Source organism: Ornithinibacillus halophilus (assembly GCF_900129485.1).
Taxonomy (GTDB): Bacteria; Bacillota; Bacilli; order Bacillales; family Amphibacillaceae; genus Ornithinibacillus; species Ornithinibacillus halophilus.
This window is the reverse complement of record NZ_FQVW01000028.1, coordinates 12808-24757: the sequence shown is the minus strand read 5'-3', so window position 1 is coordinate 24757 and position 11950 is coordinate 12808. Positions and strand designations below refer to the sequence as shown.

Here is an 11950-nt window from a genome sequence, read left to right as displayed (position 1 = left end):
CTTCATGTACGATAGTTTTGCACAAACGCTTAAAGTTATGTTTTCATAAAAAAAAACGCCCAAATTGAGCGCTTTTTTAATGATCACCATGGCTATCGTCATTTTCTTCTTCCAAATCAGAGTAGTCTCCACCTTCACCGACAGTAACTTCTTTTTGGGGCATTGTATGCAAGTCTTTGGCAGTCACATGCACTTGAACATGGTAGATGCCGTCTTTATCAAAAGTAGTTTCTGCTGTATAGGTTCCATCTTCGTTGTTCGTTGCTTCCAATCGGTAGCTTTCATCTTTTAAGCCTTTCTCCCACACTTCATATTCCACTTCATCTGCATCAGCTACTGCTTCATCGCCATATGTTACTGTAGCTGATAAATCAACCGTTTCACCTACATCTACTGTTTCAGCAACATTTAACTCTACCTCTAACATAAGCAGTTCATCTGAGTTTTCGTTTTCTTCAGCTGATTCATCATTACACGCTGTAAGAATTGCTAGAAATACAACACCTAGAATAAGTAACCAGGATCTCTTTTTCATGACTTTCACTCCTCGTCGGTTTTATTTAAGTAATTTTTCTAAATCGTTAACAATTAATTCCATTTCAGTTGATAAAGTGCCATTATATTTTTTTATAACCTTTCCTTCTGGATCCACTAGGAAGAATCCTGTACCATGAATGAATTGGGTATCGTCAGTAGGGTCTTCTCCAAGTAATGATTTAAAGCTTTTAACAGATATTTTCTTGATTGTTTCAAAGTCATATCCTGTTAGGAAGGTCCAATTTTCTAGGTTGGCATCATATCCTAGAGCATATTCTTTTAATACTTCAGGAGTATCGTAATCAGGATCGACACTAAACGATACGAGATCTACCTCATCATTTAATCCTTCTTCTTCAAGTAAGTCCTGCAGTGTACTCATATTTGTCGTCATTGGAAGGCATATCGTTGTACAATTGGTGAACACCATATCAGCAATCCACCATTTCCCCTCTAAATCCTCATTACTCAGTGTTTCGTTATCTTGTGTTGTAAATTCAAATGGTAAAATTTCTTCTGATAAATTTGTTTCAATACTGCTGTACTCATTACATGCTGACAAAAGTAACAGTATTAGAACCAGGGGATAAAGGAAATACTTGAGCTTCATATTTGTTCGTCCTTTCTACTGTCATCTGCTTTATTTACATTGTTTCAATGAAATTTAATTACTTTAAGCTTATCAAAGTAAAGCTGAAAAGCAATGGAAGATGTGTGAACGATATGTTACAGATATTTGGCTAATATTTTCCAATTTAAAACCAGTAAAGATAGAAATATATTTTACCTTTAAAATCACCACGATCAAATCGTTTCCGAATTTATAACTAAAGATTTTCATCCCTCAAAATGATATACTTTTATTATGAGAATACTCAGTGATATAATTAAGCTTTTTGTTCTGGAGCATTACTATCGCTACGGAAATACACTTCGCTTTCACTTCCAGCACAAGTGCGACATCTGTTCAAGCTTCCTACGGTCGCTTTCACAGTGTCTTCTTTGCCGTGGGCGGCTGGTGAGCCAGGGGACTACGTGATTAATCTTCCTTGCACCCTTGCGCTGAGGAAGCCAGCTTCGTAGAGTTACTTGTAGACGCAAGAGCATCATGGGTCTCACCGATGCCTATTCTCCCACAGGAGTCTACGTGTATTTCCTACGCTGGTGTACTACACAAAAGCCATTTATTATAGCGAGAATCACTATAAAAAAGTCCCGTCTCTAGGAAAGATATGAATATCAACAATCTTAAAAAAATCATACAAAATAAAATCAAGGGGAGATGATATAGGTGGTTTCCTTACAATGTTATCCAATGGGGGATAAAGCAATTCTTGTAAAATTCAATGACAACGTCACCCCAACTTTAAATCAGCAAATTCGTTCCCTATGTCTATCCCTGCAAAATCAAACACTACCAGGCATTGTGGAATGGGTTCCCTCTTTTGATACCGTAACAATTTATTATCAACCAGATAAACTATCCTACGAGCAAGTATCAGAACATATCCACCATCTATCAAAAACTACAGGAAGAACGAACACCGAGTCTTACTTGATTGAAGTGCCAGTACTTTATGGTAATGAATATGGAATCGATATGGAGAGGGTTGCTCAATCTAGTAACCTACCAATTGAAAAAGTCATTGAAATGCATTCAAAACCAGAATACCTTGTATACATGATTGGTTTTTTACCAGGATTTCCTTATGTTGGAGGGTTGCCAGAAAGACTAGCAACACCAAGGCTGGAAAGTCCCCGTTCGAAAGTTCCAGCAGGTTCAGTGGGCATTGCTGGATCACAAACTGGAATATATCCACTTGAATCCCCAGGCGGCTGGAATATTATCGGCAGAACCCCATTACGATTATTTAATCCGAAGATAAGTAACCCATTTCTATTTAAAGCAGGGGATTATATTCGTTTTAAACGAATTACTGAAGATGAATATCAACAAATTGAAAGAGATATACAAGAAAATCGTTACACCATTAGAAAGGAAGTGAGATGACGTGAAATACGTGGATCTAAACAGTGATATTGGGGAAGGGTACGGTGCATATAAAATAACCTCTGATGAAGCGATCATAAACATGATTTCATCGGCGAATATTGCTTGTGGCTTTCATGCAGGAGATGCGAATGTGATGGATCAAACCGTAAAGTTAGCAAAAGAAAAAAATGTTGGAATCGGTGCTCATCCTGGTTTTCCCGATTTAATGGGCTTTGGTAGACGAATGATCCATATGGAAAGTGAAGAAATCTATCGAATGGTTGCCTATCAAATCGGAGCATTGCAATCTTTTTGTTTAATCAATGGAGTTTCTATGCAGCACGTAAAACCACATGGAGCCCTTTATAATCTAGCAGCAAAAGATACCGAGATTGCACATGCAATTGCAACAGCAATCTATGATATTGATAAAAATCTAATTTTATATGGATTAGCAGGCAGCAAATTATTAACGATGGGGAAAAAAGCAGGGTTAAAAACGGCTTCAGAAGTTTTTGCTGACCGAACCTATCAATCTGACGGAACACTGACCCCACGGACTTCTACTAATGCTGTCATCTCTAATGACGCTGAGGCTGTTAAACAAGTGTTACAAATGATAACAGAAGGGACAGTGACAGCAACAGATGGGACAAAAGTTCCTGTTCAAGCCGATACGATCTGTGTTCATGGAGATGGGGAACATGCCATACAGTTTGCATCACGATTGAAAGTAGAATTAGAGCAAGCTGGAATTCAGTTGAAACGCATTGGTGATACAAATGACGAAAAGTAAGCCGATTTTTTATGTGAAAAAGCCTGGGTTTCAAACAACCTTTCAAGATTTAGGTCGCCATGGGTTTCAACAATTCGGAGTCGTTACTTCTGGTGCAATGGATACTTTTTCACTACGTGTAGCAAACCTTTTAGTTGGAAATAAACAAGATGAAGCAGCAATGGAAATCACGATGATTGGGCCGGAACTAGAAGCAGTTAGTCCAATAACGATTGCAATTTGTGGTGCTGATTTATCACCAACAATAAATGGTCAGTCGATAACAAATTGGAAGACTTTTCGAATGAAGGAGGGAGACCTTCTTTCATTTGGAATACCTAAAAATGGTGTTCGTACATATCTAGCTGTAAAAGGGGGCTTTGATATTCCAGTTGTACTCGGGAGCAAGTCGACCTATTTACGAGCTAAATTAGGACAAAAAGTGGAAAAGGGATCTATTTTATTAGGTTGGCCCTCGACTAATAACCGAGACATTGGGCTAAAACAATCGATGATTCCAAATTATGAAAGAGAAGCTGAAGTTAATTATATACAAGATCCACATTCCAATCAGTTTACGAAAGAATCATTAGAGACGTTTTCCAAACAGACCTATGTCGTTGCCTCACAATCTGATCGCATGGGGTATAGACTACAGGGTGCCCCAATTCGTCACCAGAATGGAGCAGATATATGGTCCAGTGCTGTGCCACTAGGAGGTATTCAAGTTCCATCGAATGGTCAGCCAATAATTTTAATGGCTGACCGACAAACAACTGGTGGCTATACACGAATTGCGACGGTTATTTCAACCGATATACCAAAGGTCGCTCAACTTCCCCCAGGTGGGAAAATAAAATTCAGACCAATTACAATTAAAGAAGCACATAAAAAATACGTGGAACATGAAAAGTTCGTACGAAGAATAGGGATAAATGGATGAGGGTATAAGGAGCAGGGCTCAAATTGTGGGATATTAAATTACCCCTTCTATGGAGCATTTTCTACAGCGTGGCGAGCGAATTTTAACGGCTGGGGAGCGAATTCACCCTGTGAGCGAGCAAAATTTAACGGCTGTGGAGCGAATTCACCCTGGGAGCGAGCAAAATTTAACGGGTGAGGAGCGAATGCGGCCTAGTTGCGAGCGAATTTCAACGGTCGGGGAGCGAAATACATAAATAAACTCCCCGCCATTGTTATTCTTTAGACGCTTAATGTTAGTTTTGTCTCTTTCCAAAACTATTTTTTAAATTTACTTCCGTTTCCTTTTTTAGCGCGTAATTTTGCCATTAAGTCAGAAGTTTTCTGCGCTTCTTCCTCGGTTGCTGATTCATCAATTGAGATGATTCGGTATGTTCCATCTTGTTTTTCCATCTTAAAGTAGGTATTTACCTTACTTCCTTCTGGTAAATCAGATGCTGGAATAATTACTTCTTCCTTTTCGTCTTCAATCAAAATAACCGCTTTATCTTGGTCTTCGAAGCGATCAAGTATTCCTCTCATGATTCTTCCTCCTTATTTCACACATGCAAGGCCTTGACTTTTAATATCGTCAATTCTTGCAGGACCAATACCTTTAATTTTGGTTAATTGATCAACAGAAGAATATGGTCTTGAATCAATTAAATCTTGAGCACGCTCAGGTCCAATGTGTTTAATCTTTTGTACTTCTTCCACAGAAGCTGAATTAATATCTACACATGCATTCGTAGCATTATCATTACTCGAATCATTTTTTTCAGTTTCTTTGCTTGAATTATTATTTGTTGATTTACCACTATTGGTGGAGCCAGTACTTTTTGGACTTACTGTTCCATCCTTGTTCGTTTTGACGGAATAATTTTTCCCGTCAGTTGTAACAATCACAGTTCCGTGAACATCTGTACCATATAGGTCAACACCAGCATTTTTAACTCGATTAACTACTTCTGCGTGTGGGTGGCCATAACTATTGCCAGCACCAGCACTATAAATCGCTACTTCTGGACTAACTGCTTTGATAAACGATGCAGAACTAGAAGTATTCGATCCGTGGTGTCCGAGTTGTAATATGTCAGCATCAACATTACCACTAGCCATCATAGATGCTTCAGCACCTTGGTCTGCATCTCCAGTTAATAAAAATCTCACTTTCCCATAGGTGAATAAAAGGGAGACAGATTCTTCATTGGAAGCTCCAGTAATTCGATTTGGATAAAGAACGTCAATTTCCATTGGTCCTATCGCAAATACCTCTCCAGCACGTGGTTCATGGTATCCTGAATCACTAGAAATAACAGCCTCAATTGCACGTTGGAATGTTTTGGAAGAACTTTCATTACCTGACATCCAAACTTCATCAACGTCAAACTTATTCATAATTTCTGCCAATTGCCCGATATGGTCAGCATCTGGATGACTTGCTACTACTAGATCAAGGGATGATATTCCTTGTGAAGACAAGTAATTGACCACATCATTTCTTCTCCAGTCCCCAGTATCAAACAGGATATTATAGGTTTTATTGTTATCACTGTATTGGAAAAGGGTAGCATCTGATTGTCCAACATCCATAAAATGTACGTTTAAATCAGAGGAAACGTTGGTTGTCTTCGCTTTTTCTTCGTTTTCTTCTGTTTCTTCTTCCTCTGTTGTTTGAGAGTTGTTGGAGTCCTGATTGTCAGCATCATTATTATTGCTATCAGGCTGCTCCTCTTCTTCTTCAGAGTTATTATCTTTCTCTTTGTTCTGTTCAGTTTCCTGAGATTCTTCTACTAACTCATCATTTTCGTTCGTAGAATCATCTGTGTCTTGTCCACAGGCCACTAATAATGTTGAAAGAATCATGGCCAAGATGAGTTTTTTAAACAATGGGCTTCCCCCTTTTGAAGTATTTTTACATCCATAGATGCCTAAATCCGAGCGCCTCAGTGCAGTCCTTACGTCGAAAAGGGGCGCTCTCTAGCTTTTCTAATTCTTAGCGTATCAAATGCAAAGACGAAAATCTAGATGAATGGATGGTAAGATAGGAAAATTCCTCAAAATTGGCTAAAATTTTATTTTGACCATGAAAAGGTATCGTAAAATGCAATTTTCTCTAGCACAAAATTGTATTTTCAGCATGTTTTTCCCCTCTATTTTTCAATTTTAGCTATGTGCGTAAAATGATAGGAATTGAGATAATGAATAAAAAAGGAGGATATGATGAGTCACTTAGTAAAAATTATTGGGATTATTTTATTGTTGTTAGTGTTTAATCAATCAAGCTATGCAATGAAACTTAATCTTACGAGTACTCCAATCATTAATGAAAATGATCAAAGTTATTATCGGAGTGTGAAAGGAATATTCGACAGGCTGGAAAACAATTATTATGCTGTACTATTGATCGAATCTACTGGGGAGGAGATTATCGTACCTAAGTATGCTTTGCCATTTGGAAGTACGGTTCAAAGTGGCTTTCATTTAGTTTTAAACAGGGAGGGGGAAGTGTTATATATTTATCACGATCAAAATTATAAACATGAACAAATGAATAAAAGTAAAGCACTATTAGAGCAACTAAGGGAAAAGAAAACCAGGTCATTAAAATAACCTGGCTTACACTCTAAGATAACTTCCATTTAAGTTTTCTTGCCTCCGTATATCGCTTAGAAACATCATCCCAGTTAACGACATTCCACCAGTTCTGAATATAACTTCTTTTGTCCGTTTGATATTGTAAATAATATGCATGCTCCCACATGTCTAAAACAAGCAATGGAATGGTATCAGCTATATGAAACATTTGGTGTTTTTCAAACGATTGAATTGCCAATCGTCCACTTCTAGGTTCCCAAACCAATACGGCCCATCCGACACCTTCTACTGAAGCCGCGGTTTCTGTAAAGAGAGTTTTGAAATTCTTAAATGACCCAAAATCTTGATCAAGTTGCATCAAAAACTCACCTGTAGGGTTTTTACTGGAATTAGGAGACACATTATTCCAAAAAATCGTATGCAAATAGTGTCCAGACCCATGAAATGCTTGTTCTCTAAGCCAATGTTTAATGGGTTCCCTATCCTTTTTTGTGGAATACAATGCATCTTCAGCCTTGTTTAATCCATCTACATATGATTTATGATGTTCATCATGATGAAGGCGCATAATATCCTCACTAATAAAAGGTTCCAAAGCATCATATGCATACGGTAATTCAGGTAATTTATGTTTTCCGTAGGAGATATGACTGTCATTGATTGGAGTGCCTTTTTGTCCTTTTATAGAATCTAAAATACGTTTTCCTTCCTCTTTGATATTAGCTATATCTTGTGAATTCGCTCTTTCTTCGTGCATCTGTAATTGTACGGTTTTCTGCCAGTCTTCAATTTGTATGGTCCAATCCTGTAATTCTTCTTCTGGGATATTTTTCTCTTTTAAAATATCTTTAATTCTCTCGCCCCATTCGATAAGACTTTCTAAATAGTTTTGATTCGTATTTTCCATTTCATCACCCCGGATTAGCATATGCCTAGTGATGTTTCCGAGTGCTTGTAAGGGTAGTATACTTTCCAACAATTGGGATAAACTAATGGGAAGCTACCTAGACTAGAAGCAAAGGATGATGAAGTTGCTTAGAAAATGGACGAGTGTGTTGCTTATTCTTGTAGTATTTTTACCTTTGGGAAGTAGCTTTGCAGAAGAAGTGAACGATGAATCACAAGCTAATAAACATAACTGGCAGGTGTATAGTACGGATTATGAAGAAATTGATGTAGGGACACATGAATATACCTATTGGAAAAATTTTATCCGTCAGAAACGTACATGTCAAATTTCTCATAGAATAAAAACGACGGTTTATTATTGTGACGCTCATGATCACACACGGTCAGAAACCCACCTAGAAGAAATTATTCATAGTGAACGACATAAAGATAATTAAAAAGTGAAGGCTGTCCCAGCTAGGAGATGAGTGGGACAGCCTTTTGCATTACTTATCTCTTCTTTTAATGTCCTGTGCATCTGTTTCTTCGGCAAACTCTGTTTGTAACTGGTGAGAAGCTACTCTTCTTGGAGTTTCTTCCTTGTCCTCAGTTTGATTCTTTATATACATGTGAAGAAATGGCTCAGTAAATGTAATAAAGAATGCTGCAAATAGAGATGCCAATACAATTGGTAATGGTGCACTAATCCACATATTGGCTAGTAACCATAACGCTAAAAATGCCAATGGAAAATCAGCTATTGTCGCAGCTAAGTTCCCGAACCTTGGTAAAATAAATAAATCTCCAATTAAATAAGCAGCTAAGGTTACGACCAGACTTATCCAAAATAAATTATTTAATGAAGAATTGTTAAATATACCGAAAATCGAAAACACAACGATAATATTAATGATTAGTTTAATTCCAAGTGTTTTTAGATGTGCCATTTTTATTCATCCTTTCTAGAAGTGAAATTAGTACTATTATGTGCTATATGGGAAATATTAGTACGATGACAATAGAGTTAATAGAATACCTAAACAATTCGTGATAAGATTGAGGAAGAATAGAAAGAACGAGGTGACTGCAGTGGGGGAACAAAAAGGCCAACTACTTACTGATTTAAAATATCTTTTTAAAGGTGGCGTATTAATAGCAAATGCACTTCCTGTAATAACTGGATTTTGGTTGGCAATTGCTTTTACAGATTATACATTGGGTGAATCTTGGGGCAATTTTCTACTTGTCCTAATTGGAAGTACACTGGTTATGGCTGGGGCACTCACATTAAATAATTGGTATGATGTTGATATCGATCGAATTATGAAGCGAACCCAAAAGCGCCCCACTGTGACGGGGAACATGTCTTTATCAAGCGTACTAACTATCGGGATTGTTCTCAGTATTATCGGGATAATTTTTATTTTCTTCGTGTCCATTGAGTCAGCTATTTATGCATTGGTAGGATGGGTAACCTATGTGATCTTTTATACGATGTGGTCAAAACGCCGTTATACGATGAACACAATTATTGGCAGTATCTCTGGTGCAGTAACGCCTCTTATTGGTTGGGCTGTCGTTGATGATGCGTGGCATATGGTACCAATTGTCGTTGCGTTGATTCTGTTTATTTTTCAAATGCCACATACATATGCGATTGCTATTCGGAAGTATGATGAATATAAAGCAGCAAATGTTGCTATGTTACCAGTTGTTCGGGGATATACGGTTACGAAATGGCATACTACATTTTGGATTGCCTGTTTAATCCCGTTACCATTTTTAATAACAGAGTTAGGGATGCTTTTTGTTGTGTTATCCACCATTATACATATTGGTTGGCTGATATTATCGATCGTCGGTTTCTTTGTTAAGGATAATTTGAAGTGGGCAAATGGAATGTTCAAATACTCGGTATATTATTTAACAGTGATGTTTTTAATGATGATTGTTGTAACGATTTAAGTAGAAAATAGTATTTGGCTATTAATACTAAGGAATTTTTTAGATTATAAGAATTTCTTAGATTGACGTAATTTCCGCCGTTTCGTAAATACACTTCGCTTTCCACGGGCGGCTGGTGAGCCAGGGAACTACATGATTAATCTTCTTTGCTCCCTTGCGCTGAGGAATCCTGCATCGTAGCTTTACTTGTAGACGCAAGCGCATCAAGGGTCTCACCTATGCCTCTGCTCCCGTAGGAGTCTACGTGTATTTCCTCCACTAGTTTGGGAATCACTGGCAATTAGTAAAACTCTGATTTTGAATTTTATTCCCTATAAGTGATAACCAAACCTCTAGAAACCAAACATTCAAACCCTAGTTTTTTAAATCATTTGTCTTTAGAGCGACTATTATTATTTATCCCAGCCTATTTCACTTTACTTTGTGTAGAATATTAAATAAAGAGTTACATTTTTTTCTATTATATTATAATGTAGTAGATAATAGCTTCCTTTTAGTTGAAACGAAGGGATTATCAATATAACGAATGTTGGATTAATAGGGGGGATGCAGATGAAGGTTGGATTTATTGGGGCAGGAAAAGTAGGGGTTTCTATTGGAAAGTATTTTGCGGAACATGGTGTACATGTGACAGGCTATTACAGTAAAACCTGGCAATCATCCTTAGAGGCAGCAGAATTCACGAACACAACAGCGTATGAACATATGCGAGAGCTAGTGGAAGTTAGTGATACGATATTTATAACTGTTCCAGATGGAATGATTCAACAAGTATGGGACAAATTGAAAGTGCTTTCAATAGAAAATAAAGTAATTAGTCATTTTAGCGGCTCCCTAAGCTCAGCTTTGTTTACGGATATACGTAATTATCATGCATATGGTTATTCAATCCATCCTCTATTTGCAATTAATGATAAGCATCAGTCGTATAAAGAGTTATCGGAGTCTTTTTTCACTATCGAAGGACATGAAAAATATTTAGACACGTTAGTTCAACTTTTTGAGCGTTTAGGAAACAAAGTAAAGGTCATTCCATCTGAAGAAAAGACTCGCTACCATGCTGCGGCAACAATGGTTAGTAATCTATATGTAGGGCTAGTGTCTTTAGGTGAGAAGATGCTAGAGGATTGTGGTTTTGAATCAGATGAGGCTCATCAAGCACTGATACCATTGATACAGGGGAATACAGCAAATATCCTCTCCTATGGACCGCAGCGTGCGCTAACAGGACCCATCGAAAGAAATGATACCGAAACGATTCGGAACCATTTGGAAATTTTAGAGTCACAAGAAAAGGAAGTTTATCAAGTATTATCCAATCTTGTGCTGAAGCTAGCAGAGGAGAAACATAAAGATCGAAACTATACAAATATTAGGAGGATGATGAAAGAATGAAGAATACCGTAACATCTTTACAAAGGCAAAAAAATGAAGGCGATAAGATTACGATGCTCACTTGCTATGATTATTCCATGGCTAAGTTAATGGATGAAGCAGGAATTAATATGCTATTAATCGGGGATTCGCTTGGTCAAGTTGTACTCGGGTATGAAGATACGTTGTCGGTTACGATGGAGGATATGATTCACCATACAAGAGCGGTTTCTAGAGGAGCAAGTAATGCCTTTGTGCTAGCAGATTTACCATTTATGTCCTATCAAACTTCTATTTATGATGCCGTATCCAATGCTGGTAGATTACTAAAAGAAGGCCGAGCACATGGTGTGAAATTGGAAGGTGGAGTCAAGGTTTGCCCACAGATTAAAGCGATTGTTGATGCTTCTATCCCAGTGTGTGCTCATATCGGTTTAACCCCACAGTCTGTCAATGCGTTTGGTGGGTTTAAAATACAGGGGAAAACGGAAGAAGCGGCTAAACAGTTGATCGAGGATGCCAAAGCGGTTGAGGCAGCAGGAGCATTTATCGTTGTGCTAGAAGGGGTTCCGGCAAAATTAGCAGAATTAGTTTCAAAAGAGATAAGCATCCCGACAATCGGTATAGGAGCTGGGGCGAGTTGTGATGGACAGGTACTAGTATATCAAGATATGCTAACAATTTTTTCTGATTTCACACCAAAGTTTGTAAAACAGTTTGCCGATGTTGGAGGAATGATGCAACAAGCATTCCAGGATTATATAACCGAAGTAAAAGAAGGGAAATTCCCTGCAGAAGAGCATTCCTATTCTATTTCTGATGATATCATTGATCGGTTATACTAGTCGTACTGAAAAGGA

General features: G+C 37.7%; 14 protein-coding genes. 8 read left to right on the top strand and 6 right to left on the bottom strand.

All coding sequences use genetic code 11. The features are described 5' to 3' along the window. Nucleotides 1-76 precede the first annotated feature (76 nt). The gene (locus tag BUB12_RS11500) at nucleotides 77-535 is read right to left on the bottom strand and encodes a FixH family protein (protein ID WP_072891027.1); all 459 of its coding nucleotides are present in this window, start codon (nucleotides 533-535) and stop codon (nucleotides 77-79) included. Between the two features lie 21 nt (nucleotides 536-556). Then, nucleotides 557-1099, bottom strand: a complete 543-nt coding sequence (locus BUB12_RS11495; protein WP_234982686.1) for an SCO family protein — start codon at nucleotides 1097-1099, stop codon at nucleotides 557-559. A gap of 753 nt (nucleotides 1100-1852) precedes the next feature. Between BUB12_RS11495 and pxpB the strand changes: the two genes are divergently transcribed. Genes pxpB through BUB12_RS11480 form a run of 3 tightly spaced genes read left to right on the top strand, consistent with a single transcriptional unit; the run spans nucleotide 1853 to nucleotide 4248 of the window. Continuing rightward, on the top strand, nucleotides 1853-2548 hold the full coding sequence (gene pxpB / locus BUB12_RS11490; RefSeq protein WP_072891067.1) for a 5-oxoprolinase subunit PxpB: 696 nt from the start codon (nucleotides 1853-1855) through the stop codon (nucleotides 2546-2548). A 1-nt stretch (nucleotide 2549) separates the two neighbouring features. Then, complete coding sequence (locus BUB12_RS11485; protein ID WP_072891023.1) at nucleotides 2550-3326, top strand: 5-oxoprolinase subunit PxpA; 777 nt, start codon at nucleotides 2550-2552, stop codon at nucleotides 3324-3326. Further along, nucleotides 3313-4248, top strand: coding sequence for a 5-oxoprolinase subunit C family protein (locus tag BUB12_RS11480; protein ID WP_072891022.1), 936 nt, complete (start codon nucleotides 3313-3315; stop codon nucleotides 4246-4248). The genes BUB12_RS11485 and BUB12_RS11480 overlap by 14 nt, the downstream gene beginning before the upstream one ends. Nucleotides 4249-4544: 296 nt before the next feature. Here BUB12_RS11480 and BUB12_RS11475 read toward each other — a convergent pair whose 3' ends face one another. Beyond that, nucleotides 4545-4808 (bottom strand): DUF3006 domain-containing protein, encoded by a 264-nt coding sequence (locus BUB12_RS11475; protein WP_072891020.1) that lies wholly within the window; start codon nucleotides 4806-4808, stop codon nucleotides 4545-4547. A gap of 12 nt (nucleotides 4809-4820) precedes the next feature. Further along, on the bottom strand, nucleotides 4821-6155 hold the full coding sequence (locus tag BUB12_RS11470) for an MBL fold metallo-hydrolase (RefSeq protein ID WP_143155629.1): 1335 nt from the start codon (nucleotides 6153-6155) through the stop codon (nucleotides 4821-4823). Nucleotides 6156-6488: 333 nt separating this feature from the next. Here BUB12_RS11470 and BUB12_RS11465 point away from each other — a divergent pair, with 333 nt between their 5' ends. Then, complete coding sequence (locus BUB12_RS11465) at nucleotides 6489-6878, top strand: hypothetical protein (protein ID WP_084063316.1); 390 nt, start codon at nucleotides 6489-6491, stop codon at nucleotides 6876-6878. A gap of 13 nt (nucleotides 6879-6891) precedes the next feature. On the opposite strand, the gene BUB12_RS11460 is transcribed toward BUB12_RS11465, so the two are convergent. Continuing rightward, nucleotides 6892-7770, bottom strand: coding sequence for a superoxide dismutase (locus BUB12_RS11460; protein ID WP_072891018.1), 879 nt, complete (start codon nucleotides 7768-7770; stop codon nucleotides 6892-6894). A 124-nt stretch (nucleotides 7771-7894) separates the two neighbouring features. Here BUB12_RS11460 and BUB12_RS11455 point away from each other — a divergent pair, with 124 nt between their 5' ends. Beyond that, a complete protein-coding gene (locus BUB12_RS11455; protein ID WP_072891016.1) occupies nucleotides 7895-8209 on the top strand; it encodes a hypothetical protein in 315 nt (104 codons plus the stop codon). 48 nt (nucleotides 8210-8257) lie between these two features. Here BUB12_RS11455 and BUB12_RS11450 read toward each other — a convergent pair whose 3' ends face one another. Beyond that, nucleotides 8258-8698, bottom strand: coding sequence for a YndM family protein (locus tag BUB12_RS11450; protein WP_072891015.1), 441 nt, complete (start codon nucleotides 8696-8698; stop codon nucleotides 8258-8260). Between the two features lie 142 nt (nucleotides 8699-8840). Between BUB12_RS11450 and cyoE the strand changes: the two genes are divergently transcribed. The 3 genes from cyoE (at nucleotide 8841) to panB (ending at nucleotide 11935) form a co-directional block, all read left to right on the top strand. After that, nucleotides 8841-9716 carry a heme o synthase gene (gene cyoE / locus BUB12_RS11445; RefSeq protein WP_234982684.1) on the top strand — a complete coding sequence of 292 codons (876 nt, stop codon included), beginning with the start codon at nucleotides 8841-8843 and terminating at the stop codon, nucleotides 9714-9716. Between the two features lie 552 nt (nucleotides 9717-10268). Then, a complete protein-coding gene (locus BUB12_RS11440) occupies nucleotides 10269-11111 on the top strand; it encodes a Rossmann-like and DUF2520 domain-containing protein (RefSeq protein WP_072891012.1) in 843 nt (280 codons plus the stop codon). Beyond that, complete coding sequence (gene panB, locus BUB12_RS11435) at nucleotides 11108-11935, top strand: 3-methyl-2-oxobutanoate hydroxymethyltransferase (protein WP_072891010.1); 828 nt, start codon at nucleotides 11108-11110, stop codon at nucleotides 11933-11935. Before BUB12_RS11440 ends, panB begins: the two co-directional genes overlap by 4 nt. The last annotated feature ends 15 nt before the right edge of the window (nucleotides 11936-11950 follow it).